Here is a 25,928-nt window from a genome sequence, read left to right on the forward strand (position 1 = left end):
AATTAAGCTATATTAATGTTTCTATGCATTATTTTCTAAAAAATAAACTATCTGAAGCACTTAAAAAACTTAATTATCCTCAGATTGAGATTGAGGTTGAAATTCCCAAAAATGAAGCTTTTGGTGATTTAAGTACACCCATTGCAATGGAAATTTCAAGACATTTAAAAAAACCTCCGAGAACAATTGCTGAAGATATAATCTCAACCATTGACAGAGATATTTTTGAAGATATTCAAATAGCAGGTCCTGGATTTATAAATTTCACATTCAAAAATAACTATATTTTTTCAGAACTATCAGAGTGTTTAAAAGAGGAAGAAGCTTTTTTTGTTCAGAATACAGGAAAGGGTAGAAAAATTCAGATAGAGTTCGTAAGTGCCAATCCCACAGGTCCTCTTCATCTTGGACATGGTAGAGGTGCTGCTTTAGGTGCTGCACTGGCAAATATTCTCAGAGAAGCCGGATATAATGTCTCAACTGAATACTATATCAATGATGCCGGTAAACAGGTTGAACTTCTCGGTTTGAGTGTTTATGTCGCTTTGCAAAAACTCTTTGGGAAAGAGATGGAATTACCCGAAGAATGCTATAAAGGTGAATATATAAATGAACTGGCAAAAGAAATTTACGATCTTTATAAAAATGATTTAAAAGATAAAAGTTTTGATGAAGCGGGTGACCTTTTAATTGAGTTTTCTTATAAAAAAATTCTGAATGACATTATGAAAGATCTTGAAGATTTCGGAGTTGTGTTTGATAAATGGGTAAGCGAAAGAAAGCTCTATCACACAGGTGAAGTTCAGAGAACAATCCTCAAACTCAAAGAACTTGGATATATCTATGAAAAAGATGGAGCTTTATGGTTTAAATCAACAGCTTTTGGAGATGATAAAGACAGGGTTATCATAAAAAATGATGGAACATATACTTATTTTGCATCAGATATTGCATATCATAAAAACAAAATTGAAAGAGGATTTGACGAACTCATAAATATCTGGGGAGCTGACCATCATGGATACATTCAAAGAGTAAAAGCCGCTGTTCAGGCACTTGGCATGAGCCCATCTCAGATTAAAATACTCCTTGTTCAGATGGTAAATCTTCTCAGAGAGGGAAAGCCCGTTCAGATGTCAAAAAGGGCTGGAACTTTTGTTACTCTGAGAGAACTTATTGATGAAATAGGTGCTGATACTACAAAATTTATCTTTCTTACTCGCAGACATGACTCTCAACTTGAGTTTGATATTGAGATTGCCAAGAGACAATCACAGGAAAATCCTGTTTATTATGTTCAGTATGCTCATGCAAGAATCAACAGTATTTTTGAAAAAGCTGATATCAACCCTGAAAAATTTTCAGGAGAACTTTTCAATGAAAATGAGATTAAAATTATAAAAAAAGTACTCATGTATCCAATGATATTTGACTTAAGCGTACAGATGAGAGAACCCCATAGAATAACATTTTATCTTCAGGAACTCGCAGCTATGTTTCACAGTTATTATCACAAATACAGAGTCGTATCTGAAGACAGCAATTTAACAGAAACGAGACTCTGTCTTTGTAGAGCTGTGATGCTTGCCTTAAGACATGGATTAAAAATGCTCGGAGTGAAAGCTCCGGAGAAAATGTAAAAAAGTTTAAATTATACCAAATTTAATAGCATCAGCCATTTTTACAACTTTTGTCATAAATTCAACATCATGAACCCTTACGATGTTGGCTCCATTAAGTACTGATATTGCAACAGCTGAAGCTGTTCCTTCAACTCTCTTTTCAGGTGATCTTTCATTTAAAATTCTTCCAATAAAACTCTTTTTTGATACTCCAATAAGGATTGGCTTACCTAAATTGGAAAATACTCTGAGATTTTTTATTATCTCAAGATTGTGCTCTGGTAACTTACCAAATCCAATACCTGGATCAACAATTATCATGTTTTCATCTACACCTGCCTGCTTTGCAATAATTATAGAATATCTCAAGTACTCAATAATTTCCGGTATAAGAGCTTCATAGCAAGGTTTTTGTTGCATATTTCGAGGAGTTCCATTTATGTGCATAATAATAACTGGAACCTTGTATCTGTTGACAATTTCAGGCATTGCTGAATCAAATCTAAGGCCACTTATATCATTGATAATTGTTGCACCAGCTTTAATTGCCTCTTCTGCAACAATGGCTTTGTAAGTATCAATGGAAATAGGAATAGAAACTTTCTTACAGATGCTTTCAATTACAGGAATAACCCTGTTTAATTCTTCATCAATACTTACTGGTTCTGCACCTGGACGGGTTGACTCTCCTCCGATATCAATGATATCAGCACCTTCCTCAACTAGACGAAGTGCATGGTCAACAGCTTTCTGCAAACTAAAATATTTACCACCATCGGAGAAAGAATCAGGAGTTACATTGACAATGCCCATTATATAAGTTTTTTTTGAGAAATCTAATTCGAAATTATGAAAACTAAGCTTCATGCAGCTTTTTTGAACTCTGAAATAATCTCGTCTATTTCTGGAGCTTCAAGGGTTTCTCTTTCAAGTAAAGCTTTTGCAATTGCATCAAGAATGAGTTCATTATTTGAAAGTAGTTCTCTTGTCTGACTATAAGCTTCAGTCACAATTCTCTTAGTTTCTTCATCAATCTCTTCTGCTGTTTTGTCAGAGTAGTCTCTATGTTTTGCAATTTCTCTTCCAAGAAATACATGTTCTTCCCTTTTACCAAATGTAAGAGGCCCCATTCTATCACTCATTCCCCATTCAGTAACCATTTTTCTTGCTAGTTCTGTAGCTCTTTCAAGGTCATTACCAGCTCCTGTTGTCATTGTATTTAAGGCAATCTCCTCTGCAACTCTTCCTCCAAGAAGAACCTTTAGCGTACCATAGAGATAATCTTTTGAATATGTATAACGGTCATCAAGGGGAAGTTGCTGAGTTACTCCAAGAGCTCGTCCTCTTGGAATTATACTTACTTTATGTATTGGATCAGTAGAGGGTGTAAGTTTTGCTACAAGAGCATGTCCGGCTTCATGATAAGCTGTAATTCTTCTTTCTTCATCACTTAAAACCATGCTTTTCCTTTCAACGCCCATCAAAACTTTATCCTTTGCTGATTCAAAATCCGCCATATGAACAGTATCACTGTTTCTTCTAGCAGCTATCAAAGCTGCTTCATTTACCAGATTTGCCAGATCTGCTCCTGAAAATCCCGGCGTTCCTCTTGCAATTTTTTCAAGATCAACATCGCTGTCAAGAAGAATCTTTTTTGTATGAACTTTGAGTATTTCAACCCTGCCCTTTACATCTGGCAGAGGAACAACAATCTGGCGATCAAACCTTCCAGGTCTCAATAAGGCAGGATCTAAAACATCAGGTCTGTTAGTTGCTGCAAGTACAATAATTCCTTCATTGCTCTCAAATCCATCCATCTCAACAAGAAGTTGATTAAGAGTCTGTTCCCTTTCATCATGGCCTCCACCAACTCCTGCTCCGCGCTGTCTTCCAACAGCGTCTATTTCATCAATAAATACAATACATGGAGAGTTTTTCTTTGCTTGATCAAAAAGGTCACGAACTCTGCTTGCTCCAACACCAACAAACATTTCAACAAAATCTGAACCAGATATTGAAAAAAAAGGCACTCCTGCTTCACCTGCAATTGCTTTTGCAAGAAGCGTTTTACCTGTACCCGGAGAACCAACAAGAAGAATACCTTTAGGAATTTTTGCTCCAAGTTTTATATATTTTTGTGGATTTGTAAGAAAATCAACAATTTCCTTAACCTCTTCCTTTACTTCCTCAATACCTGCAACATCTGAAAATGTTACTTTTACTGTTTTATTTGAAATCATCTTTGCTCTTGCCTTACCAAATGACATGGCACGGCTACTTCCAGCCTGCATCTGTTTCATGAATAAAACCCACAGAAATACCAGGAAAATTACAGGACCCCATGATATAAGAAAATTAATATACCATGGTGTCTGATCAGGCGGTTTTACAGAAATTTTAACGCCATGAGAAGAAAGCTCTTTTACAAGCTCTGGATAGTTTATGTAATAAGTTTTAAACTCTGAACCATCCTTAAGTTTACCTGTTATTGCATTGTCCTTTATTAATACTTCATCTACCTGTTCACTCTGAACTTTAATGAGAAATTCAGAAAATATTATCTCCTTTTCATTTTTTTTAGGAACACTTAAAATATTAAAAAGAGCAATTATTGATACACCAATTACTAACCATATTAAAAATGTTTTTAAAGAACCCTTTGCCTGTCCATTCATAAATTAATTTTACCTTAAAAGAACTATAAAAGTAAAAAAACAGGGCTAAATATAGTAAAATTAAACAAGTAACAAAAAGGAGTTAGCAATGAAACAAAGTTTTTACAGGCTTTTGCATCCAAAAATTGTCTTTTTCCTTACATCAGCAGGAAGGGATGGAAGAGACAATGTCATGTCATGTGCATGGTCCACTCCGGTATCTGAAGAGCCTCCTAAAGTAATTGTGGCAGTTTCAAAAGAACACTATACCGCAGAGTTAATTCTTGAAACCGGCGAATTCGCCATTAATATTCCCACAAAAGATTTGATTAAAGCTATATGGATATGCGGAACAAAGTCAGGCAGAGAAATTGATAAGTTCAAGGAAGCAAAACTTAAAAAGCTTAAAGCAACTAAAATCTCTGCACCTTTAATAGAGGGTTGCGCAGGATTTATTGAATGCAAGCTAACTCAGGTTATAGATGCTGGAGAGTGCTATGCTTTCCTGGCTGATGTAATTGTATCATCGGCTGATGAAAGATATTTCTCAAAAGGAGTATGGCTTCCAAACAGTATTCCAATGCATCTTGGAGGAAGAAAAATTGTTTATTTTGGAGATTAAATAATTTTTATAAGGAGAAATTTTGAATACTTGCATTGAATCAATAAATTCAATAATAATATACAAATTTATCTTTTTTATTTTTATAGACTGTAATAGATTGGCAATAAATGATACACTATTTCCTGTATCTGTCAAATTTATATAAAAGATGATACTATATAAATTATTGTTGTATATCAAGCATTAATAATTAAGAGATTATGGCTACAGATAAAATATTTAAAATATTATATTTACCAGTGCAAATCAAAAAACGTGCTTTCATATCAAAGTTACTTTTAGGATATTTATCTTTACAGTACGGCTACAGTTTTGTTATAGGAAAAAGGACTTCAGTCAAAAAAATAGCATTAGACGGACCTGATGGAATATATCTGGAAAAGGATTTTTTTGGGAAAAAAAGTGAATATTTCCAGAAATTTCATGATAGAAATATAAAATTTTATGCTTTAGATGATGAGGGTTTAGTATTTCATGATGATAATGAATACATAAACAGAAGAGTTGACTACGAGAGTTTAAAATATATGAATAAGATTTTTGCCTGGGGACAAAGACATGTAAAAATCTTAAAAGATTTTTTAGGACCAAAAGATGAAGAGAAAGTTATATTAGCTGGAAATCCACGTATCGATCTTCTAAGCAGGATCGGAGAATATACATATACAAAAGAAATTGAGTTAATAAAAAGAAAATACAATAAGTTTATTCTTTTCAACTCGTTTTTTGCCCTCGCAAATGGCATAAGACCAATAGAGTCACAAATAAAACGATTAAAAAAAATGAAAACTAACATATCTGAAGAAATGCTTCAATATTGGTTCAATTTTTATCTATATCAAAAAAAATTATACGATTTAATTAAAGAAGCGTTACTTACAGTAGCAGAAGATCATTCGTTAAATTTAGTTATAAGACCACATCCAAACGAAAGAGTTAGCACATGGAAGAAAACATTTAAAAACTTTCAAAATGTAAAAATAACAAAAGAATATGATGTCTTTCCATGGATTTATTGCGCGGATATTGTTATTCATAATAGCAGCACAACAGGGTTAGAAGCATATTTACTGGATAAAAATGTTATTGCATATAAACCAGTAAGCTCTGATGAATTTGACTTAGAACTTCCTAATTCAGTAAGCGTTGTGGTAAACAATGTTAACACATTAAAAGAGACCATAGATAAAATGCGATCTAATACATATCATGAAGATATTAAAGACATTGAAATAAAAAAACAAATTATTAATTATCATGTCTATCGTGGGAAAAAATTATCTTCAGAAATTATATTAGATGAATTTAATAAAAATTTTTTTTATGAACAAACTCCTATTTTTAAAAAAAGCTATTTTGATTTAACTATTAATATTTTCTTTAAATTTTTATATTTTATAAATAAATTTGTAACTCTTAACTTAAAAAATCCTCGATTAATCGATGAGTTTCCTCCAACAAATAAAAGAGAGGTCAAGCATTATTTAAATTGTATAGATCAATATTTTGGATTTAAGTTTAAAATCAAAATAATACAATTGGCATCAAGCTGTTTTTTAGTCAAAAAAATTGACAATACTTAATGTGCCTGAAGCATTTATAAATAAACTCATGATATAATTCAAGAATATAGTAAAAAAATAAATTGGAGATAGTCATAAAAAAAGTAGGAGTTATACCTTTAAGAAAGGGTTCAAAATCCATTAAAAATAAAAACAGAAAAAAATTGTTAGGAAGGCCACTGTTTGCATGGGTATTATGGGAAGCTTTGAAAAGCAAACTTGATGAAGTCTACATTTTTACTGATGATAAAAATATTATAGAATATGTGAAAAATGAATATAAATATAACCAAAAATGTAGGGTTATTGAACGAAGCGCTGAAAGTGCCACAGATGAAGCAAGTACAGAATTAGCATTAAAAGAGTATGCTCAAAAGATAAATAACAATTATGATATTCTCTGCCTTTTGCAGGCAACATCACCTCTTACTACGACTGAAGACATCAATAAAGTTCTACATAAAATACTCAATGATAATTTAGATTCTGCCTTAACAGTTGTTGAATTTAAAAGATTTATCTGGAGCAAAGATGGTTATCCTTTAAACTATGATTATAACAATAGACCCCGAAGACAGGAATTTGAAGGACTTCTGGTAGAAAATGGAGCTATATATGCCACTACTAAAGAACAATTTGAAAAAACAGGTATTAGAATAGGAGGTAATATTGGAATTATAAAAATGCCAGAAGACACATTTACAGAACTTGATGAAAAAAGAGACTGGATCATAGTTGAGAAGTTATTAGAAAATCGTTTAAGAATGAATAAAAAATTATCAGACAGAATAAAAGCTATTTTTTTAGATTTAGATGGAGTTTTTACTCCTGGAACAGTGTTTTTCGGTGCCGCGGGAGAATTATCAAAGGAATTTAACATACGAGACGGTATGGGTTTGGAAATATTAAGAGAGTCGTCTGATGTGGAAATATTTGTTATAACATCTGAAAACTCAGAGATAGTTTCCAGTAGAATGAAAAAATTGAAAATTGAAAACTATTACCCAGGCATTAAAGATAAATATGCCAAGGTTGAAGAGATTTTGACAGATAAAAATATTAAAAAATCTGAAACAGCTTATATAGGAGATGATATTAATGATCTAGCAAATTTATTGTCAGCAGGCTGGTCTTTTTGTCCATCTGATGCAATGAAAGAAGTAAAACAGGTGGTGGATTTAGTCCTTGAAGCAAAAGGAGGAAAAGAAGCTATCAGAGAAGCAGTTGATTTTATAATAAAATATAACCAAAGAGGAGAATAAAAATGAAATACGAAATCAACACAAATTATGAAGAACCAAAAATTATTGCTGAAATCGGATGTAACCATAAAGGCGATTTTGACATAGCTAAAGAAATGATCAAAATTGCAAAAATATTTTGCGATGCTGACGTTGTAAAATTTCAAAAAAGAACGCCAAAAGAACTATTAACAGAGGAAGAATACAATGCACCACATCCAGAACCCTGGCAGTCTTATGGTCAAACTTATGGAGAACACAGGGAATTTTTAGAATTTTCAGTTGAACAACATAAAGAACTTAAAAGATATGCAGAAGAAGAATTTGGTATAATCTATTCCTCTTCTGTCTGGGACATGACTTCGTTGAAAGAAATTATTTCTATCAAGCCAGAGATTTTAAAAATTCCCTCAGCAATGTCTACAAATTGGACAATGCATGAATATATTTGCAATAATTTTTCGGGAGAGATTCATATCTCAACAGGTATGACAAAAAAAACAGAAATAGAGCAAATTATAGAATTCTATGAAAAATATAAAATGAACCACAATATAGTACTTTATCATTGCATTTCAGGATATCCCATTGCTTTTGAGGATATTTGTTTGTTAGAAATTGCAAGGTTAAAAAAACATTACGGAGATAAAGTAAAATCTATAGGTTTTTCAGGACATCATAAAGGTATAGCAATAGATATTGCAGCTTATACATTAGGTGCTAAGTGGATTGAAAGACATTTTACATTAGATAGAACATGGAAAGGAACAGATCATGCAGCTTCTTTAGAGCCAGATGGTCTAAGAAGGCTTAAACGTGATCTTATCGCAACCTATAAAGCACTTAAATTTAAAGATGTTGATTTTATTGAAGCAGAAAAAAAGCAGGCGAAAAAGTTAAGATGGGACAGGAATAAGCTAAATATATAACGAATCTTCTTTATAATCATTTATTAAGGCTACGATTGGAAACGTAAAATTAAACACAAGAGCATCAATGAGTTTATCTAATATTTTCCATGTTTATTAAAAAGACAAAACTAATACAATAATTCAGTATTCTGCATATTTTTTATAGCAGTATTTAATGCATTGATTAATTCACATTCATGACGCTTACCATAGGCAAGCCATTTAGGATTGTTTATATTATTCATCTTAAGCAGTTGCTCCAGGTGATTAATTTTTATTTTAGCATCAAAGAACAATAGACGCTTTGTAGGCTTCTTATCATAGAAACTGTAGCGTAATAAAAGCGATAGAATCTTAGAAGCTTTTAAAAAACAAGGGTCATTCTTTACGATTTTTTTTAATAAACTCTGCGCTGCGTTTTCTAAATCTTCTTTAAGTGTATCTCTTTTCCCATTTAACTCATATAGTAAAGTTCCAAGATCAACTGCAGTTGCAATTGCTGGCTGTACAGATAAAATTACAGATACGCAATCGATCAGCTTTAAGGGAAGTTCTTTATCATTTGGTACCATAATATTTTTTAAATGTAAATCTCTATGACAAATGCTTAATCTGTGCAATGTAGTTAGTAAATCAATTAACTTGCTCATCAATTGTACTCTTTCTTCAAAGGAAAGATTACCATCCCAATATTCATAAAAATTTTTATAATCACCAAGGAATGGTTGAATTAAAATTTGCTGAGCTGGCAATCCGAGTTTTATATATTCACCAAATGCAAGAACAGGTACTCCATGTGGAGTATTCTTAGAAATTACTTCAGTGTTTATACATTCAGCAGTCAGATGATTACGACCAACCATTGAACCTCGTAATCCAAGAAAAGCTCCAATTCTTTTTCTTAATGGAATATTAAAACTGTGCTTTGCAAAATAATCTATAGAAGATCTATCGAGATTGATAATGCGATAAAAACGCCTTTTTAATGGATGACCGCTTTTTAAAACTATTACATTTTTAGATTCTTTATTGTCCAGAAATCTATCAATAGTTAAAAGAATAGGAATTATGTCAGGAGTTTTAATCCACCATATCCAGCCTGACGAAGAAATTTTATACGGTCCTTTAAATAGCTTCACTAAAACAGAAGGCTTATATAATCTATATTTCAAACTAATTTTTGATTTTTCAAGAATAATTGATTGTTTATCGTTTAATTTTTGCATATAAATTTACTTATTCGCTAAATACTATTTTAGCAATTTAATACCTTATATCAAAATCTCAATTTCCAAAAAGATAATCCATTTGAAAAATTATATAAAAACTTATATTCCATGTCTGTTATAAAAGTTGTTAAAAGCGGATCTAAGAAAAAATAAAAAAATCAAAAGTTTCTACATCAAAGGATTTAGTCTGGAAATTATATGTTTTTCTTTTAATTATTAATCGCCATTTATTATTGGCTCTATTTATTTCATAAATATTATAGCCACCGATTTGATTATGTTTTCTTAGAGCATAGGCTAATGGAGAAGCGCTAATTACAGGAATCTTACCATTTATTGAGGAAAAGTATCTTATACTGAAGCGATGAATATGTCCATATAAAACTAAGTTTATTATACCTGTCTTTAGAATTTTTATGATCTCCTTTGTATTGATAAGTGCTTTGTTCCAGAAAGTTATGCCATTTATTGGAGGATGATGAATTAACAGAATATTGAAATATCTGTTATCCAATCTTTCAGTTATCTCTTGCAATTTTTTTATCTGTGATTGTGTCAAATAACCGTACGAAACAACAGGAGGAGTAACAACAGCTGAATTTACACCGATTAAAGCACAATTATTAATGATTTTTACAAAAGGATATTGTAACTGAAACTCTTTATAAAAATGTTTTTTACCCTCTGAGACATAAAAATCATGATTACCAGGAATTATCGAGATATTTTCTTGTGAATGAAGTGACTGCAGAAAAGTTTTAACCTTATAAAACTCCTCTGGCAGGCATAATTGGGTTAAATCACCAGTAACTACAATGTGATCAAGTTGTTCTTTTTTGATATCTTCTTTAATCTCTTTTAACATTGAAAAATCAAATCGTTTACCTTTTGATAACTTCCAGAAAATATAACCATACAATCTCTTGGACATTAACTGTTTTATTGTTATATTTTCCGGATAACTATAGTGAATATCTGTGAGATGTCCTATCTTTGTTATATTATGCATAACTATTTGATACTATCTCTGAATGCATCTCATGCCATCTTTTTTTAAATATATCTACAACATTCTCATCTCTTATAATTGCTAATATTTCGTGATTTTCATATAAGGACCTCTTTGTTAAATTTAGACTTCCCAGACATACAGATTTTTCTTGTTGTTTTTCTAAGATTATAAATTTATTGTGCATAGGATACTTTTTCGGATGGATATATCTTTTGTAATCAATGGAGTATTTATTTAATAAAGATTCTATTTTTTCAGGAAACCGTCTTTCAGTATCATGGGAAATTATCTGAATATTGACTCCTTTTTTAGCAAGCTTATACAAAGCATCAGCAATTATTTTTGCTGTAAAATGTGAAATTGCGATATAGATGTTGTCATTTTTTTCAGCTCTATTTAAGAAGTTTAACAAAGTTTTTTTCCCTGCCCATGGGAAAAAATATATATCCATTTTTCTGGTGATTATTTTCGCAGGAAATCTTTTAATTAACTCATACCAACCATGCCTGACAGTTTTCATGTACTGAAAGTGCCTGTACAAAAATTCATTAATATCATTTTCCATGTCGAGTTCAACAAGATAATTATGCCCTCTATCTTGATCTCCTATGAGTTCAATTACATGGGGATCATCATTTTGTCTCCCGGATGGATTAAAAGTGCCTATATATGTAAAACACTTATTATCGTTTTTAAAATAATAAATTTTTTCATGAATTTTTGGCAGCTTTCTTGTAATTTTTTTATGAGATTTTCGATGCGTTATATAATGAATGTATATTTTATTACTGTTTTTAAGAAAGTTGCATACCTCATCATTTGCGAATTCAACTCTTGGTTTTGCTTCTAAAACAACAGAAACCTTTACTCCTCTGTCAGCAGCTTCAATTAACTTTTCAGCCAGATACAAATCTCTGAAATAGTAAGTAATCCAGAAAATCTCACCACCTGGGTTGATTGAAGACACTTTTTCTGCCAGAAGATTTCTTAGATGATACGGAGGTTTATCAGGACCGCCAAAGTATATTTTCATGTACTGAGTATCTTATTTACCAGTATAAGGTCTTCAATTTTATCCACATCAATACATGCTTCAGGAAATGGCATGATAATAAGTCCTATATTTATCTTTAGCTTTTTTGACATTATGTTAAGAGCGTTATCGGAGGTAAGCAGTCCGAGAGCAAAAAGGATAAGACCATACAGAGGCATGAGCATCATTGCCATTTTAAAAGGATTTTTTCTTACACGTTCTACTTTCTTCCAAAGCACTATCACTTCTTTACAGTTAGAATTCATAATAGCAAAAAGATTACAAAAGCAAAGAGAAATATCATTCAATTTTAAAACAGTCCTTTTTGATTCAGGATACTTTGCTTTAACATTTTTGTAATTGTTAACACCAATCAATATATCTTTTCCTGATCCTGAAGCCATTTTGAGGAAATAGTCTATCCACTCTTTTTTTATAAGTACATTATCAGAAGTTGTTATAAATATTTTACTATTATCCTTTACTTCCTCTACTTCCTCAAAAATGGACAAAATGCTTTCAACAGGGCTGGTCTTCTGCGGTTTAAATTCAATTTTATTTAAACGCAAGAGTTCCTGCAATTCGCTTGACTTTTCCAATAACAACGGATTACCGATAACATAGATATGCTCTATTAGATTGCTTTGCATAAGTGCATTAAGAATATATACAATCATGGGCCTGTCTTTTATTTTTATAAGAGACTTGGCTTCAGCATTGGCATATTTTAGTAATTCATTCTGTTGCTGACTTTCAGCTCTCTCTCCAGCTAAAATTATTGCCCGGTACATAAAATAAGTTATAATTAAACATGAATAAAAATCAAGAAATAAGAAATGGAGAAAAAAAGAAGTTTAAACTTTTTAATATCTTTATTTTTTTAATGTTAATCTTTTTTTCTGCAAATATTGCTTCCTCATCTCAAAGCATGACTAAACAGGAGTTAATATACAATATAAACTATTATATAAACAAAGCTGATGCTCTAGACGGAGATAACAGTGAAAGGGTAGAATACTTTAAAAAAGCATCAGAACTTGCAAAGTCTTTCACAAAACAATATCCGGATGATGACACAGGATATGCTTATCTGGCTTATAGTTTAGGTTCCATAATAAAAAATGCTTCTTTTTATAAAAAAATTTCTTTAACCAGAGAGGCTAAAACCGCAGCGGATAAAGCTTTACAGATAAATAAAAACAATTCTATGGCATTATTTATTTTGGGCATGATAAATAGAGAGTCTGCAGAACTTGATGGTGTACAACGAACATTAGCCAGACAATTTTTAAGCGATATTGTTAATGACTCTTCCTTTGAAAAGGCAATCAAATATTTTCAAAGAGCTGTTGAATTAGATGCAAATAATATTCAATACCTCTACGAATTAGCCAAAACATATGAAAAGATAAATGAGATGGATAAAGCTAAAAGCATATATAACAGAATATTAAAACTTGAAATAAAAAATGGTAAAGATAAAAAATACGTTGAAAAAACAAAGCGCAGAATTAATAAGCTGATTTAAAAAAAATGAATAAATTAAAAGTATTAAAAAGGTTATTTGAACTTCTCAAACCTTATAAATCCAGATTAATTACAGCTTTTCTAGCAACAATTGGAGTTTCAGCCACTACCGGTGCGCTTGCATATGTTATTAAACCAATAATGAATTACATATTTGTTAATAAAGAAAGCCAATATTTGTATACATTACCAATTGCTGTTATTCTGATTTTTTTAATAAGAGGAGTTTTTTTTATTTATCAAAACTATCAGATGACATTCTGTGCTATAAAAGTTTTAGGCCAGTTAAGAAGTCTTCTCTATCAAAAGATTATCAGATTACCCCTTGAATTTTTCGACCAATCCCGAGTTGGTTACCTAATGTCTCGTATAGTTAACGATGTAGAGCTTATAAGAAGAGGCATCCCAATAATAAATACATTAGCACAAAGAGTAATTACTACATTGGTATTGATAGGCGTAGCTTTTTATCAGAGTTTTATCTTGACACTCTGTTTTTTAATCGTTTTACCATTAGTTGTTTATACAAACTACTATGTAAATAAAAAGTTAAGAAAATTTTCGCACAAAAGACAATCAAAAGTCGCGGATTTATCTTCAATATTGCAGGAAATATTTAATTCAATGATGGTAGTAAAATCGGCTGCTACAGAAAACAAAGAGATTGAGAAATTTGACAGAGAAAATAGATGGTTGGAAAAAATTACTTTAAAAAGAGAAATATATAACATGATGAATGCACCCATTATACAAATATGCCTTGGGATTGGAATGGGCATTGTGCTGCTATTTGGAGGTTCACTTGTTATAAAAGGAGAAATGACTCCTGGCGGGTTGTTTTCTTTTCTTACCGCATTAATTTTGATATTCAGACCTCTTGGAAAAGTAGGTGATGCAAATATCAGAATACAGGAAGCTATTGTTGGAGCTGAAAGAGTTTTTTCTCTTCTTGATTCTCCTGATATTAAGGAAGAGGAGACTGGAAAAATAGAATTAAAAGAGCCTTTTCAGGAACTAATTTTCAAAAATGTGTATTTTACTTATCCTGGATCAACTGAGCCAGCATTAAAAAATATCAATTTCACTGTAAAAAGAGGACAAAAGGTAGCTATTGTAGGACCATCCGGTGCTGGGAAAAGCACAATTGTTAAATTAATTACACAGTTTTATAGACCAACAAAGGGTAACATTCTGATTAATGGAAGAGATATCTCTGAATTTACATTGAAAAGTCTCAGAAAATATATAAGTATTGTTACTCAGGGCAGCACACTTTTTAATACATCAATAAGGGAAAATATTTTGTATGGAACAGAAGAAGTTGATGATAATAAACTGCGTGAAGTAGCATCTATAGCATATGCTGACACCTTCATAGAAAATCTACCCGATGGCTATGATACTATTGTAAGAGAGCGTGGAAATGCTTTATCAGAAGGACAAAAACAGCGTATTATAATAGCAAGAGCACTGTTAAAAAATCCGGAATTACTCATCTTAGATGAAGCAACGTCTGCTCTTGATACAGAATCAGAATTCTTAGTAAGAAAGGCAATAGAGAACCTCCTCAAGGGCAGGACTGCCATTATAATAGCGCACAGATTAACAACAATATTGAATGCAGATAAGATTATCGTGCTTGACAACGGTGAAATTGTTGATCAGGGAACACATGACGAATTAATAAATAGATGCGACCTTTATAAAAAACTTTATGAATTAGAATTTGCCTCTGACGTTGAAGATAAAGAATATACTCATATCTTATAAGTTGGGAGTGTTCATAGTTTTGTGTCAGGATATATTTACTTGTAAATATTATCATAATTTTAATGCCTTTTCAAGCCTTCCTTCAAAGAATATAGATAGCTGAGATAAAATAAGCCCCCAGTTTGGGATTGGTTGTGTCCACTTCCTTTTAGCATTCTGGATTCCCAGGTATAATAGTTTTAAAAGGCTGTCCTCATTGGGGAAAGCTCCCTTGGTTTTGGTAAGTTTCCTGAATTGTCTATGCACAGATTCTATAATATTTGTAGTATACATAATTTTCCTGATTTCAGATGGGTATTTAAAATAATTGGTAAGATTGTCCCAGTTGTTCCTCCAAGAGGTAGTAACAATGGAATATTTCTTGCCCCATTTATCTTCAAGTTCATCCAAGGCTCTCTCAGCTATATCTTTGTTGGCAGCTCTGTATATAAGCTTTAAATCTCTCATAAAGGCCTTTTTGTCTTTATAAGCTACATACTTTAAACTGTTTCTTATTTGGTGTATTATGTGAACTTGCTTCAATTTTAAATTCTTTTGTGTAAACTCTTCTTTTAATCATTTTTTTCACCTCTCTACTTATTTTTATAGTTGCCTTATCTTTTTGTCTACTAAATTGTAGCAAGTTCACTTTTTATATGAGTCAAGGCAACCTTTAATGCATTGACAAGTTCTTGTTCGTATTTTTTGCCAAAGTTCTCCCAGTTTGGATCTATCAAGGATCCTTCATTTTCTTTTTTTAGCATATTCATTAATCGATCAATATTTATATTTGGTTGTAATAGTTTTAAACGTTTAGTAGACTTATTTTTTTTAAAATTATATCTTAATAAAAGAGATAAAATTTTAGTAGCTTTTGGTAAATGTGGACAATCAAATGCAATATGTCTTAATAATTCTATGGCTAATTCTTCTAACTCATTATTCACTATATGTCTTCTGCCGTTTAAATCGTACAATATTCTTCCTAAATTGATAGCAGTGGCTAATGAAGATGGAACTGAAAATGCTAGTGCCATACAGTCAATAATTTTTAATGATTTTTTTAAATTATTACTGACAAGGATATTGTTCGAATTCATATCCCCATGACAAACAGAAAACTTATTGAGAGTAAATAACATATCGATTAATTTTATTAGCAATTGAACTCTATCATCAAAAGCTAATTTATTGTTCCAATATTGATAGAATGTTACATAGTTATCTAAAAACGGCTGTATTAAAATTTGTTCTTTAGGTAATCCAAATTTTATATATTCTCCAAATGCTAACACAGGTAAGCCATATTCTTGCGATAGCGCATAAAATTTTTCTGTTTTTATGCATTCACTTGTCAAATGATTTCGACCAAATAGAAAATTACCAAAATTGAATAAGGCACCAATTCTTTTCCTCGCTGGAATATTAACGCTATATTTTACAAAGTAATTTGATAATGTATTATTTGTATTAAATATTTTGTAATAATATCTTTTATTTGGCTTTTCTGGTATGCCTTGCCCCTTAAGTACTTTGATATCTTTTGAATCTTTTGTATATAAAAATCTTTCAAGATTTAAGATATAGTCTAACAATGATAAATCTTTAACCCACCAAATCCATCCAGAATCTAAAACCTTATAAGGACCTTTAAAAAGTTCATTTAATATTCGAGGATTATAAAGTCTTATGGCTGATGATATTTGTTTTTTGAATAATTTCGTATGACCCTTTTTAGTAGTTGAATCCATAATTGTTGTATTAATTATATATTGTTATACTCAAAAAGTAAATGCCAAATACTTTAACAATTCAATTTAAATAACAAAGTCAGTTATAAGGTATAAAGTGGACCCCATTGTCAAGACAGAAAACAAGCTTCTTTAAGGTGTATTATTTCATCCTCCTTTTGTTTGTTTATAATTCTATTAGTGTACACTTCCTCTGGTGTTCGATATCCCAGGGATTGATGAAGCCTCTCATTATTATAAAATCGGGAGTATAATAAGAATTGTGTCTATTAATTGGCTGTTCACACAGTAGAGCAAATAGATCATAAAAAGGATAACATACTGGGGATGAAAAAAAGAAAAACAAGAAAGGAGGAGATAGCGAAAATGGGAGACTTAAACCTGGACAAAGTTCTATAGGAGCTTTCAAAAATTGACTCAAGAGAAGGCATAAAAACAATAGCAGCCATGCTACTTAACGAACTTATGAAAAAAGAAAGAGAAATCTATTTAAGAGAAAGTATAGAAAACAAAGCAAATGGCTACTATGAAAGGCAACTTGCCTGTTTTCTAGGAAACTTAGGTCTAAGTATTCCAGGGGATAGGAAATCGGAGTTTCGACCAGCAATTCTTCCTGCAGAGTGGCAGAAAGCTGATGAAAGTTTTCAGGACTTTATCCTCAATCTTGTGCTACAGAGTTACTCTCCAAATAGAATAAAAGCCTTGCTGCAGTCTATGAACCTTCCCTATTCAGCAGAACAGATAGAGGAAATAAAAGAGGATCTATACAATAAAGCAAAAGAGTTAAGGACAAGAGAACTTCCTGAGAATTTGTTTGCCATGTTTATAGATGCCTACCATAATCATATAAAGGATGCTGAAACAAACAGAATAAAAAAAGCAGTAATATACAACATAGTTGGGATAGATATGGACGGCAGGAAAAGTTTACTATCTTATTACATCTATTTTGGTTCAGAAAGCAAAGAAGACTGGTTACAGATACTGAATGATTTAATAAAGAGGGGGCTTAAAAGAGTCATGGTTATAGTGTCAGATGATTTTCCTGGACTTACACAGGCAATAAAAGCACTTTTTCCCGATACAGACCATCAACTTTGTTTTGTCCACATGCAGAGAAACATTAAGAAAAACATGTCAAAACAGGATGCAAAGCAGTTTTATGAGGAGTTAACCCTGATAAAAAGGCTTGATGACTATGACAGGGCAGTGTTGAAATTTGAAGAATTATGCAAAACCTATGAGAAGAAATATCCAGAATCAGTGAGAAAGTATATATACACGACAAATGGGGTAGAAAATATAAACAGCAGGATAGAGCTAATAAGAGCAAATACAGGGGGATATTTTCAATCTGTATGTTAAATCTAATTAAAAAGTTCAGAAAAGGAAAATAAAGAATATAGGATAAAGTATTGATATATCTTAATTTCTTTTGTGAACTGGATTTTGGAATTTTTGTGAAAAACTGAGCAGTAATAAGAAAATTACAAAATAACGGTTCACAATTTTACAGATAGGGGTTAATGTTTATAAATATTTAAAAACTTATTTAAAATCAGTAACTGAAAGGCGGATATATTCTATTGCTTTGCAAGTGTGTATATCAGTACAAAGTTTATGAATGCTTAAATTCATTATATAATCAGTTTTTGGCTCAAGTCGTCGGTTGCCAAATGGAATTTTGTTTTTATTGCATATAGGGCCTGAGCGATCAGTTAAGCAATTTTTAGATTCAATGGCAATTAAGGTTGCAACATCAGGAGGGTTCTCTTTATAAGATATGATATGAAAATCAAGTGCTGACATGAGACTCTTTATAAAAGGTAAAATTTGCGTTGCGTCAAGACAATTTATTTTTGCTTCTTTGCAATCAATAAAAAGAGACAAAGATTGCGATTCTGGGAAACTTTCCAATTTGTAAGATTTTTCATAATTATAAGAACCTAAATGTATAAATCTCCAGTAAATATTATTTGTATAATATTCGGCACGCTCACCCTTACCCTTCGATTCCTTGATCTCAATATCAGGAATTTCTTGCTTAAGCCACCAGGAAGCACTTTTAACAGCTTCCTCATTAATTTTGCTCTTCTGTTCAGATTCTCCAGGAATAATCAGAGCTATACCCAATATTAATAAAATAATTCCAGCAACTCTGTATTTTCCTTTATGTTTTAATATTGTCTCCTGTGCCTGAGCTTGTTTTTCGGTTCTTGTTTTGGTTTTGATGGTAACAAGCAATAAAATTGCACCAATTATAATAAAAATTAATCCAACAACTCCTATCATTTTTAAACCTCCTTATCGTTCTATTTCTCTGGCAAACCAGATGACTTTGCCATTTATTATTAACTCGTCAGGATTGACTATAAATGATTCGTATTTTGGGTTGTCTGATATGACTTTAATTTTTCTCTCTGGATAGAGTATTTGTAGCCTCTTAATCATAATATGATTATCTATGGATATAGCATATACTCCACCCTGAGGGTCAAGATAGTTTTTGCTGTGGTCAACAAGCACAAGATCTCCAGAGTAAAAAGTAGGCTCCATACTGTCACCTTTTACACGAATTAGAGACATGTTGCGGGGGTCTCCATGACGCTTTATCCAGTCTCTTCTGAATGCAAGGCGTAATTCAATGGTTTCATCAGGAATCAGTCCACCACCAGCACTAATCTCACCAGACATAACAGGCACTAATATAAAATCTTCCCCTGTTCCCTGTTTATTATAAGACTCTACCACTTCAGGCCTTCCTATAAACATCTCGCCTTCACCTGTAAGTAGCCAGTTAAGATTTATGCACAGATGTGTTGCTATTTTTTGCAAGTTTTCAAAACTTGGGGTTCTTTCATTGAGAAGATAGCTTTGAATTGTTCTGTAAGGAATATTGGTTTTTTTTGAAAATTCAGTTATAGATAAATTTAATCTTTCTATAAGAATTTTTAATCTTTCTGATGCTGCTTTGCTCATATTACCTCTTGACATTTATGCAACATCGTGCATATAATTTAAGCATGATAAACATTCCGTTAAACCACAGGGCACAAAAAAAATTTATAAAGATTGATGTAACTGCGTTAGCAAGGCATATAGGACTTAGTCGCACATATGTATCGCTTGTTTTGCATGGGCATAAAAAAAGTAAGCGTGCTCGCAAGCTCATTGCTGAAGCTCTTGGTATCCCGTATAACGAATTATGGGGAGATAGGTAATGCTTCATAAAAAGAGTTTACTTAAAAAAGATAAGGAATGTAAATGTCAAAGGATAAAAATAATCTGACATTTTCTCAGGCCGGGCTGTTTCAGAGAGGCTCTTTAGATGTATCAGTGGAGTTCAGAAAAGCATTGTCAGATGCAATTAGAAAAAGTAATTATTCAAGAGATCAGATTGTTGAGATAATAGAAATCCTGACAAAAATAAGAATTTCAAAGCATATGCTGGATCAAACAACATCTTCCAAACAAGAATATCGTTTTCCTGCTGAAGTTTTGCATGCTTTGTGTTTTATTACAGGAAGTCTTGAACCACTTAAAATTCTCCTTAATTCAATAGGTTGTGAAGTCCTTGAGCCTGCTGAAGCCAAAGAGTTCAAGCTTATGAGGCTTATGAGGGAAAAAGAAAGGATTGAAAGAGAAATTGAAAGACTTAAGGGGGATATTGATGGGCAGGTTTGATGCAGACGGAGGTTACAACCTTTTAGGCAAAGGTTGTAACCAAGGTTGTAACCAAATTGAAAAGGTTGTAACCAAAATTCAGGCTTTTTCCCCAAAAGGTTGTAACCTACTTCAAGATGATATTTATCTTACAAGAGCTGAAGTTCAAAAATTATTGGGCGTTACTCATGTAGCAATATTAAAAGCTATTAAAAAAAATAAAATTAAAGTAATCTCTACTCACGGTAACGGTGGTAAGCAATATCGTATAGCTCTATCCTCTCTTCCTTTACAGGCTCAAATAAAATGGATTCAAGAAAATCAAGAACAAGCAAAAACCCTACCTGAGCATATTGTTTTAAAGCTTGCTGTAGAAGCACAGCTTGAAGTAACGAAATTAAAAGCACCACAGGAGGAGGTTGGTATAGATGTGCTGGCCAGGGCAGATGAAGTAGAGAAATATGTTATTTCTGTTCAGAAAGCACTCAATGTTCCATCCGGCTGGAAAAAATCTAAATGGATAGAAAAAGTGGCTAAAGATGAAGGAATCTCGGTCAGGGCAATGTATGAGAGGATAAAAAAATACCAGCAGGAAGGCTCCAGAGCTTTTGTAAGAGACAGAGAAAATGGGCATTTAAAAAAGTGGGACACTCAAGCACTGCAATATCTACGGGGAGTATATCTTAAGCTCATAAAAGAAGGTGGATCGGGGCATAAAAAGAGAGCATATGAATGCGTTGCAGCGGAAGCAGAAAAGCAGGGCTGGAGGATTGGATCTTCAAGCTCGGCATATATGTATTTACAGCAGCTCAATCCCCTGCTCGAGCGATATGCGCAGGCTGGTTCAAGAGGGCTTGATAATATTTTTTATATTGTAAGGAAATACGATGACCTTGAGCCGTTTGAGTGCATAGTTGGAGATCAGCACAGATTTGATTTCTGGATAGAGGACAAAGAGACAAACAGAGTATTTCGTCCTGAGGGGTACTTTTTTGTGGACCTCAGGACACGCATTTGTTATGGTTTTTCATTAGCAGACAGATACAACTCATACATGATGGGGCTTGCTTTAAGGATGGGGCTTAAAGTATATGGAAAGTTCAGGACAGCATACACTGACAATGGCAAGCCTGAGGTATCAAGATACTTCAACGAGATTATAAAAGAGCTTCATGCGCATGGCATGGATGCGCAGGACATATCAGAGCTGTATAAAACAGACAGTGGCTATGCAGTTGAAATGGAAGAAGGAGAGGTCGTAGAGGTAGTTCAGTCCAGAAAAGAATGGCACAGGCATGCAAGGCCATACAATGCTAAGGCAAAGCTCATAGAAAGATTTTTTGGCTCACTTGAAAAAATCATGCTTGATCTTGGTGTCCCAGGGCTTATTCGTGAGCTTCGGGGCACATCAGAGGAAAAATCGCAGGACGAAAAAAGGCTTAAAACACTTAAACAAGAAGGAAAGCTTTTAAGCTTTGAAGAGTTTCTGCTTAAACTCTTTGAAGCAGTTCATATATATAATAACCGCAGGCATTACAGCTTAAAACTGTCTCCGCTGCAGACGCTCACAAAGGCAATAAAAGAAGGCTTCACTCCACGCAGAATTGTAGAGAAGGAGATAGACTTTGTTTTGATGAAGAAAGATTACCGCTCCGTAAACAGGGGCAGAATCATTATAGACGGCATTCTTTATGAGGGAAGCTCATTAGAGGAAGGGCTCTGGGACATTCCAGACAGAACCCGCATTGAGGTCAGATACGATCTTTACGAAAGAGATAAAGTTTTTATTGTCAGGCCTGATAATAGAATCGTTGAGCTCAGGATGGTGCCACTGAGTTCCATGAAGGACAAAGAAAAAACAAGCGAGCTTATGGCATGGAAACGGGATATGATTCGCAGTGTTAAAGATGAGTATCAGAAGCTCACGGCACAGATTGGTGGAGTTATTGAGTATTCAAATCGGACAAAAGAGATTTTAAAAAGAAAAAAGACAGACAGGCCTGCTGTGCTCGACCCGGAGCAATTACGCAGAGAAGTTGACGAGAAAAAAAGGCTTACGCTTGAAGCAGGACAGAAGCAGTATCGGTTTCAGAGAAAGACCGTTTTTTCAAATAACAGAGAAAGGTATCAGTATCTGATTGAATGTGAGTTAAACGAGGTGGAAATCAGTGTTCAGGACAGAGAGTTTATGAGACAGTATGAAGAGACAATGGATGAAACAGAGAGAATCTGGTTTAAAAACTTTAAAAAATGCTACCAGTATGAAAGGAGGGCAATATGTTTTTAGCTGAAATAATGAATCAGTACAATCTAAGTCTTTCTAAGGTTGAAGCACTCACAGGGGTGGATAGAACCACTATAAGTCTTCTTAAAAACAATAAATACAACGGAAACAGGGAGATAGAACAACAGATAATAGACAAGCTCAACAGTCATGGGTACACATATAAAAAGAGGCGATTCAGGGTTAACTCTGATGTTTTTATTCAAACTCAGAATGTCCTTCAGTTTAAAGACCTTTGCGATGAACTTTCAGCTGGAGATTTAACATCGAGCTTTGGAATCGTATCAGGTGTGGCTGGAAGAGGAAAGACCATGACAGCAAAATGGTATGCGGTGCAGAATTCTCAGGCAGTGTATATTCTCTTTGTTGATGGAATGACCATACCACAACTTTTAAGAAAAATCTGCTTTGAAATTACGGGACTAAAACCTAGAAGCTTTTATGACTGCCTTGAGGATATTGAAAGAAACACGAAAATTAAAAGGCATCTTGTACTGATTGACGAAGCAGACAAAATGCCCAAGCGTCATATAGAGATGTTAAGGGGAATGAACGAGCAATGTTTATGCCCTGTGGTGCTTATTGGAGAGGAAACGATCACAAGCAAGCTGAGGGAGGAGCGGAGGCTTAAAAGCCGTGTTCGCAGGATTATTAATTTTGAGCCCTTGAGCATCTCAGATGTTGTTACTTTTTATGAGATTGCAGTTGGCATAAGCCCAGATCCTTCTGTAGCTCTCAAACTCTGGGAACGGTCTCAGGGAGACTTCAGAATCATCGTAAGAGATGCGTATGCAGTTGTAAGGATGATGAATGCCTCTGAGGCAGCAGGAATAACTCCGGAGATGGTGGCAAAGCTATGAAAGCAAGTCTGGCAGAGAAAATCAGGCAGTATCTGAAAAAAAACAAAGGAGCAACATTGCAAGATATATGCACATCATTTCGCAACAGCAATGCAGTAAAAACAATAATCAGGTATCACATAAAAACAGGGAAGATAAAAGAAGTTGGTGGAATTCTGTACTACATTGGCAAGGAAAACAAGACAGACAGAGCATGGAAGGCGATGAAATATTTGAAAAGATTTAAAATCAAAAATGTCTCACAGCTCACGGGATGGGATAGACGGGCAATTGGGGCAGTGCTTACGACATTTGTTAGAGCGGGGGCGGTAAGAAAAGAGATAGGGAAAAACAGACGGGATGTCTATTATGTGGTGGTAGCAGAGGAAAGGCCAACACTGGTTGGGGGGAAAAGCAATGTTAGTTATAAACCAGAAAATAAGAAAATCAATGCTTGCTAAGGTGCATATTGCAAAAAAAGAACTTGGGCTTGATGAAGATACATACCGAATGCTGCTTAAAGAACTCACAGGCAAAGATAGCTGCAAACATATGAAGCATGAAGAGCTGGATACAGTTCTACAGGCAATGTATCTGCTTGGTTTTTCTGGTAGAAAAAAAATTAACTTAAATACGATTCAGTTTCACAAAGACGGTATGATCTTTCATATTGAAAACCTAGCAAAAATAATCATGGGAAGCAGATGGAGATACAGACTCAATGGCTATATAAGGAAAAAATTCAATTGTGATTCAATTCACTTTCTCAATTTCAAACAGCTTTGCTCAGTGTTTGCTTTTTTAAGATTGCTTCAAAAACAGACAGATCCATTTTAGGAGGTGCAGGATGGAGGAGATCAGCCCTCTGGCATTTAAGACATATTTAATATTAATGAACTATCAGGGCAGAGAAAATGCGATAGATATGGGAGATCTGTACAGGCTGGTTTTTAATAAGAGTTTTCAGAATAAAATCTCAGATACAAGGAAACTGAGAACGGTGATAACAGAGCTAAGACAGTGCGGATTTCCTGTCTGTTCATCGATGACAAAGGAAAACAGAGGATACTATCTGGCGGTGACCGCTAAAGACATAGAAGATTTTGTAAACACTATGGAAAGAAGGGCACTTAAAACACTCATGCTTATAAGCAGGGTTAAAAAAATCAGTCTGCCCGTGTATCTCGGACAACTAAGCCTCAGAGGAGAGTAAAAACAGTGGAGAGATTTATCAACAGAGCTGTTACGGCATTTTTAATTATTCTTATTGGAGTAATACTTGGCTATGGCTGGAGAATGCTTCACGAAGATAAAAACTATAAAAGCTGGAGGCAGACTGAAATGCTCAGAGAAAACAAGCAAGAGCAGAATTGGCAGTGCACGATACCATACAATGGTAAAAATAAAAAACATAACAGAGGAGGCATTAAATGGCAACAATGTTAAGCAAACTTAAAAAGGCGGCCGCACTGGCAGGCAGAAGGCTTATTGTTAAAATCGGCAAAGAAAAAAGAGAGATTGAAGACACTGAGCTTGCAGAGATAATTGATGCTGCAAGCTCAGTTTACTATGACATGAAAGCTCTTGAGCCAGCACTAAAAGATTACAAAAACAGGATTGCATCAAAGGCAAAATCGTTAATAGATGATAAAGGCACGGTGACATTTATAACAGACTCAGGGATTGAATGCAGGGTCACATTTCAATATGAGGCATTAATTCCTGAGGAACATATTGAAAAAGCGAAGGCTTTGCTTGGTGATAGATTTTCAGATCTGGTCAGGGTAAAAACAGTGTATCAGGCAACGCCAAAACTCATTGAGCTTGCAACGGATGCTGACTATGGAAGAGAGCTTGCAGATGCAATAGTTGTAAAAGAAAAGGCTGCGCAGATCAGCTTTAAAAGATAAGGGGGTGAGAGAATAATCGCACAAAAAACATACGGCTGCGGATTTATCTCAGGGATGCCCACCAATAAGGTGGGCTTTTTATTTTTGGGTAGCCATGAAACTGTATAAAGTAAAAGAAGTAGCAGGCATCTTCAGGGTAGCGGAAAGAACAGTTTACAACTGGGTAGAGTTTGGCTACATTCGGGCAGTTAAAGTTGGTAGTGAAGATGGTAAGGGCACAATCCGTATCACTGAAGATGCATTACAGGAATTTATTGAAAAATACACCACAATTGAATCCCCAGTACTTTTTCATCGTAAAAGATAGAAAATATTG

The 25,928-nt window shown here is 33.5% G+C and carries 26 protein-coding genes and 2 pseudogenes; 18 read left to right on the forward strand and 10 right to left on the reverse strand.

Annotated elements, in window-relative coordinates:
- Positions 1 to 23 precede the first annotated feature (23 nt).
- Positions 24 to 1,640, forward strand: a complete 1,617-nt coding sequence (gene argS, locus G581_RS0103860) for an arginine--tRNA ligase (RefSeq protein WP_028844691.1) — start codon at positions 24 to 26, stop codon at positions 1,638 to 1,640.
- A 6-nt stretch (positions 1,641 to 1,646) separates the two neighbouring features.
- Here the strand turns inward: argS and folP are convergent, their stop codons facing one another.
- A complete protein-coding gene (folP, locus tag G581_RS0103865; RefSeq protein ID WP_239639025.1) occupies positions 1,647 to 2,435 on the reverse strand; it encodes a dihydropteroate synthase in 789 nt (262 codons plus the stop codon).
- A gap of 50 nt (positions 2,436 to 2,485) precedes the next feature.
- A complete protein-coding gene (gene ftsH, locus G581_RS0103870) occupies positions 2,486 to 4,297 on the reverse strand; it encodes an ATP-dependent zinc metalloprotease FtsH (protein WP_028844693.1) in 1,812 nt (603 codons plus the stop codon).
- 88 nt (positions 4,298 to 4,385) lie between these two features.
- On the opposite strand from ftsH, the gene G581_RS10505 reads away from it, so the two are divergent.
- From G581_RS10505 to G581_RS0103890, 4 genes are all read left to right on the forward strand, one after another.
- The gene (locus G581_RS10505; protein WP_051178795.1) at positions 4,386 to 4,898 is read left to right on the forward strand and encodes a flavin reductase family protein; all 513 of its coding nucleotides are present in this window, start codon (positions 4,386 to 4,388) and stop codon (positions 4,896 to 4,898) included.
- A gap of 203 nt (positions 4,899 to 5,101) precedes the next feature.
- Positions 5,102 to 6,484, forward strand: a complete 1,383-nt coding sequence (locus tag G581_RS0103880; RefSeq protein WP_028844694.1) for a surface carbohydrate biosynthesis protein — start codon at positions 5,102 to 5,104, stop codon at positions 6,482 to 6,484.
- Between the two features lie 62 nt (positions 6,485 to 6,546).
- Positions 6,547 to 7,725 (forward strand): acylneuraminate cytidylyltransferase, encoded by a 1,179-nt coding sequence (locus G581_RS0103885; protein ID WP_239639026.1) that lies wholly within the window; start codon positions 6,547 to 6,549, stop codon positions 7,723 to 7,725.
- Positions 7,726 to 7,727: 2 nt separating this feature from the next.
- The gene (locus tag G581_RS0103890) at positions 7,728 to 8,633 is read left to right on the forward strand and encodes an N-acetylneuraminate synthase family protein (protein ID WP_028844696.1); all 906 of its coding nucleotides are present in this window, start codon (positions 7,728 to 7,730) and stop codon (positions 8,631 to 8,633) included.
- A 110-nt stretch (positions 8,634 to 8,743) separates the two neighbouring features.
- On the opposite strand, the gene G581_RS0103895 is transcribed toward G581_RS0103890, so the two are convergent.
- The 4 genes from G581_RS0103895 to G581_RS0103910 form a co-directional block, all read right to left on the reverse strand.
- Positions 8,744 to 9,841 carry a serine/threonine-protein kinase gene (locus G581_RS0103895; protein WP_028844697.1) on the reverse strand — a complete coding sequence of 366 codons (1,098 nt, stop codon included), beginning with the start codon at positions 9,839 to 9,841 and terminating at the stop codon, positions 8,744 to 8,746.
- Between the two features lie 142 nt (positions 9,842 to 9,983).
- On the reverse strand, positions 9,984 to 10,853 hold the full coding sequence (locus G581_RS0103900) for a metallophosphoesterase family protein (RefSeq protein ID WP_028844698.1): 870 nt from the start codon (positions 10,851 to 10,853) through the stop codon (positions 9,984 to 9,986).
- A complete protein-coding gene (locus tag G581_RS0103905) occupies positions 10,846 to 11,889 on the reverse strand; it encodes a phospholipase D-like domain-containing protein (RefSeq protein ID WP_028844699.1) in 1,044 nt (347 codons plus the stop codon). Before G581_RS0103905 ends, G581_RS0103900 begins: the two co-directional genes overlap by 8 nt.
- Complete coding sequence (locus G581_RS0103910) at positions 11,886 to 12,680, reverse strand: NTP transferase domain-containing protein (RefSeq protein ID WP_028844700.1); 795 nt, start codon at positions 12,678 to 12,680, stop codon at positions 11,886 to 11,888. Before G581_RS0103910 ends, G581_RS0103905 begins: the two co-directional genes overlap by 4 nt.
- A 20-nt stretch (positions 12,681 to 12,700) precedes the next feature.
- Between G581_RS0103910 and G581_RS0103915 the strand changes: the two genes are divergently transcribed.
- Positions 12,701 to 13,417 (forward strand): tetratricopeptide repeat protein, encoded by a 717-nt coding sequence (locus G581_RS0103915; protein ID WP_028844701.1) that lies wholly within the window; start codon positions 12,701 to 12,703, stop codon positions 13,415 to 13,417.
- A gap of 5 nt (positions 13,418 to 13,422) precedes the next feature.
- Positions 13,423 to 15,186 carry an ABC transporter ATP-binding protein gene (locus G581_RS10510; RefSeq protein ID WP_038064949.1) on the forward strand — a complete coding sequence of 588 codons (1,764 nt, stop codon included), beginning with the start codon at positions 13,423 to 13,425 and terminating at the stop codon, positions 15,184 to 15,186.
- 51 nt (positions 15,187 to 15,237) lie between these two features.
- Here G581_RS10510 and G581_RS0103925 read toward each other — a convergent pair.
- Positions 15,238 to 15,702 (reverse strand): annotated as a pseudogene (locus tag G581_RS0103925) (transposase); the annotation flags it as partial.
- 92 nt (positions 15,703 to 15,794) lie between these two features.
- On the reverse strand, positions 15,795 to 16,916 hold the full coding sequence (locus G581_RS0103935) for a hypothetical protein (protein ID WP_028844703.1): 1,122 nt from the start codon (positions 16,914 to 16,916) through the stop codon (positions 15,795 to 15,797).
- A gap of 411 nt (positions 16,917 to 17,327) precedes the next feature.
- Here G581_RS0103935 and G581_RS10515 point away from each other — a divergent pair.
- Positions 17,328 to 18,275 (forward strand): annotated as a pseudogene (locus G581_RS10515) (IS256 family transposase); the annotation flags it as partial.
- A 189-nt stretch (positions 18,276 to 18,464) separates the two neighbouring features.
- Here the strand turns inward: G581_RS10515 and G581_RS0103945 are convergent.
- Positions 18,465 to 19,208, reverse strand: a complete 744-nt coding sequence (locus tag G581_RS0103945; RefSeq protein WP_028844704.1) for a hypothetical protein — start codon at positions 19,206 to 19,208, stop codon at positions 18,465 to 18,467.
- Positions 19,209 to 19,220: 12 nt separating this feature from the next.
- Positions 19,221 to 19,895, reverse strand: a complete 675-nt coding sequence (locus G581_RS11560; protein WP_051178799.1) for an XRE family transcriptional regulator — start codon at positions 19,893 to 19,895, stop codon at positions 19,221 to 19,223.
- 44 nt (positions 19,896 to 19,939) lie between these two features.
- Between G581_RS11560 and G581_RS0103955 the strand changes: the two genes are divergently transcribed.
- The 10 genes from G581_RS0103955 (at position 19,940) to G581_RS10530 (ending at position 25,919) form a co-directional block, all read left to right on the forward strand.
- Complete coding sequence (locus G581_RS0103955; protein ID WP_169368373.1) at positions 19,940 to 20,137, forward strand: helix-turn-helix domain-containing protein; 198 nt, start codon at positions 19,940 to 19,942, stop codon at positions 20,135 to 20,137.
- Between the two features lie 43 nt (positions 20,138 to 20,180).
- Entirely contained in the window at positions 20,181 to 20,600 is a 420-nt protein-coding gene (locus G581_RS0103960) for a hypothetical protein (RefSeq protein WP_028844706.1), read from the forward strand.
- The gene (locus tag G581_RS0103965) at positions 20,587 to 22,866 is read left to right on the forward strand and encodes a Mu transposase C-terminal domain-containing protein (RefSeq protein WP_028844707.1); all 2,280 of its coding nucleotides are present in this window, start codon (positions 20,587 to 20,589) and stop codon (positions 22,864 to 22,866) included. The genes G581_RS0103960 and G581_RS0103965 overlap by 14 nt, the downstream gene beginning before the upstream one ends.
- Complete coding sequence (locus tag G581_RS0103970; protein WP_051178800.1) at positions 22,857 to 23,723, forward strand: AAA family ATPase; 867 nt, start codon at positions 22,857 to 22,859, stop codon at positions 23,721 to 23,723. The genes G581_RS0103965 and G581_RS0103970 overlap by 10 nt, the downstream gene beginning before the upstream one ends.
- The gene (locus tag G581_RS0103975) at positions 23,720 to 24,163 is read left to right on the forward strand and encodes a hypothetical protein (RefSeq protein ID WP_028844709.1); all 444 of its coding nucleotides are present in this window, start codon (positions 23,720 to 23,722) and stop codon (positions 24,161 to 24,163) included. The genes G581_RS0103970 and G581_RS0103975 overlap by 4 nt, the downstream gene beginning before the upstream one ends.
- Positions 24,120 to 24,539 (forward strand): phage protein GemA/Gp16 family protein, encoded by a 420-nt coding sequence (locus G581_RS0103980; RefSeq protein ID WP_028844710.1) that lies wholly within the window; start codon positions 24,120 to 24,122, stop codon positions 24,537 to 24,539. The genes G581_RS0103975 and G581_RS0103980 overlap by 44 nt, the downstream gene beginning before the upstream one ends.
- Positions 24,540 to 24,549: 10 nt before the next feature.
- Positions 24,550 to 24,915, forward strand: coding sequence for a hypothetical protein (locus tag G581_RS11565; RefSeq protein WP_051178802.1), 366 nt, complete (start codon positions 24,550 to 24,552; stop codon positions 24,913 to 24,915).
- A 5-nt stretch (positions 24,916 to 24,920) separates the two neighbouring features.
- Positions 24,921 to 25,148, forward strand: coding sequence for a hypothetical protein (locus G581_RS0103990; RefSeq protein ID WP_028844711.1), 228 nt, complete (start codon positions 24,921 to 24,923; stop codon positions 25,146 to 25,148).
- Positions 25,133 to 25,612 (forward strand): hypothetical protein, encoded by a 480-nt coding sequence (locus G581_RS0103995; RefSeq protein WP_028844712.1) that lies wholly within the window; start codon positions 25,133 to 25,135, stop codon positions 25,610 to 25,612. Before G581_RS0103990 ends, G581_RS0103995 begins: the two co-directional genes overlap by 16 nt.
- Positions 25,613 to 25,706: 94 nt before the next feature.
- Complete coding sequence (locus tag G581_RS10530) at positions 25,707 to 25,919, forward strand: helix-turn-helix domain-containing protein (RefSeq protein ID WP_038064953.1); 213 nt, start codon at positions 25,707 to 25,709, stop codon at positions 25,917 to 25,919.
- Positions 25,920 to 25,928 lie beyond the last annotated feature (9 nt).

Origin of the sequence: Thermodesulfovibrio thiophilus DSM 17215, from assembly GCF_000423865.1 — a bacterium.
Taxonomy (GTDB): domain Bacteria; phylum Nitrospirota; class Thermodesulfovibrionia; order Thermodesulfovibrionales; family Thermodesulfovibrionaceae; genus Thermodesulfovibrio; species Thermodesulfovibrio thiophilus.

What these genes read in the sequence shown, in the direction of transcription:
- argS (WP_028844691.1), top strand. Translation starts at nt 24, where the DNA reads ATGCATTATTTTCTAAAAAATAAACTATCTGAAGCACTTAAAAAACTT.
- folP (WP_239639025.1), bottom strand. Translation starts at nt 2,435, where the DNA reads ATGGGCATTGTCAATGTAACTCCTGATTCTTTCTCCGATGGTGGTAAA.
- ftsH (WP_028844693.1), bottom strand. Translation starts at nt 4,297, where the DNA reads ATGAATGGACAGGCAAAGGGTTCTTTAAAAACATTTTTAATATGGTTA.
- G581_RS10505 (WP_051178795.1), top strand. Translation starts at nt 4,386, where the DNA reads ATGAAACAAAGTTTTTACAGGCTTTTGCATCCAAAAATTGTCTTTTTC.
- G581_RS0103880 (WP_028844694.1), top strand. Translation starts at nt 5,102, where the DNA reads ATGGCTACAGATAAAATATTTAAAATATTATATTTACCAGTGCAAATC.
- G581_RS0103890 (WP_028844696.1), top strand. Translation starts at nt 7,728, where the DNA reads ATGAAATACGAAATCAACACAAATTATGAAGAACCAAAAATTATTGCT.
- G581_RS0103895 (WP_028844697.1), bottom strand. Translation starts at nt 9,841, where the DNA reads ATGCAAAAATTAAACGATAAACAATCAATTATTCTTGAAAAATCAAAA.
- G581_RS0103900 (WP_028844698.1), bottom strand. Translation starts at nt 10,853, where the DNA reads ATGCATAATATAACAAAGATAGGACATCTCACAGATATTCACTATAGT.
- G581_RS0103905 (WP_028844699.1), bottom strand. Translation starts at nt 11,889, where the DNA reads ATGAAAATATACTTTGGCGGTCCTGATAAACCTCCGTATCATCTAAGA.
- G581_RS0103910 (WP_028844700.1), bottom strand. Translation starts at nt 12,680, where the DNA reads ATGTACCGGGCAATAATTTTAGCTGGAGAGAGAGCTGAAAGTCAGCAA.
- G581_RS0103915 (WP_028844701.1), top strand. Translation starts at nt 12,701, where the DNA reads ATGAATAAAAATCAAGAAATAAGAAATGGAGAAAAAAAGAAGTTTAAA.
- G581_RS10510 (WP_038064949.1), top strand. Translation starts at nt 13,423, where the DNA reads ATGAATAAATTAAAAGTATTAAAAAGGTTATTTGAACTTCTCAAACCT.
- G581_RS0103935 (WP_028844703.1), bottom strand. Translation starts at nt 16,916, where the DNA reads ATGGATTCAACTACTAAAAAGGGTCATACGAAATTATTCAAAAAACAA.
- G581_RS0103945 (WP_028844704.1), bottom strand. Translation starts at nt 19,208, where the DNA reads ATGATAGGAGTTGTTGGATTAATTTTTATTATAATTGGTGCAATTTTA.
- G581_RS11560 (WP_051178799.1), bottom strand. Translation starts at nt 19,895, where the DNA reads ATGAGCAAAGCAGCATCAGAAAGATTAAAAATTCTTATAGAAAGATTA.
- G581_RS0103955 (WP_169368373.1), top strand. Translation starts at nt 19,940, where the DNA reads ATGATAAACATTCCGTTAAACCACAGGGCACAAAAAAAATTTATAAAG.
- G581_RS0103960 (WP_028844706.1), top strand. Translation starts at nt 20,181, where the DNA reads ATGTCAAAGGATAAAAATAATCTGACATTTTCTCAGGCCGGGCTGTTT.
- G581_RS0103965 (WP_028844707.1), top strand. Translation starts at nt 20,587, where the DNA reads ATGGGCAGGTTTGATGCAGACGGAGGTTACAACCTTTTAGGCAAAGGT.
- G581_RS0103970 (WP_051178800.1), top strand. Translation starts at nt 22,857, where the DNA reads ATGTTTTTAGCTGAAATAATGAATCAGTACAATCTAAGTCTTTCTAAG.
- G581_RS0103975 (WP_028844709.1), top strand. Translation starts at nt 23,720, where the DNA reads ATGAAAGCAAGTCTGGCAGAGAAAATCAGGCAGTATCTGAAAAAAAAC.
- G581_RS0103980 (WP_028844710.1), top strand. Translation starts at nt 24,120, where the DNA reads ATGTTAGTTATAAACCAGAAAATAAGAAAATCAATGCTTGCTAAGGTG.
- G581_RS11565 (WP_051178802.1), top strand. Translation starts at nt 24,550, where the DNA reads ATGGAGGAGATCAGCCCTCTGGCATTTAAGACATATTTAATATTAATG.
- G581_RS0103995 (WP_028844712.1), top strand. Translation starts at nt 25,133, where the DNA reads ATGGCAACAATGTTAAGCAAACTTAAAAAGGCGGCCGCACTGGCAGGC.
- G581_RS10530 (WP_038064953.1), top strand. Translation starts at nt 25,707, where the DNA reads ATGAAACTGTATAAAGTAAAAGAAGTAGCAGGCATCTTCAGGGTAGCG.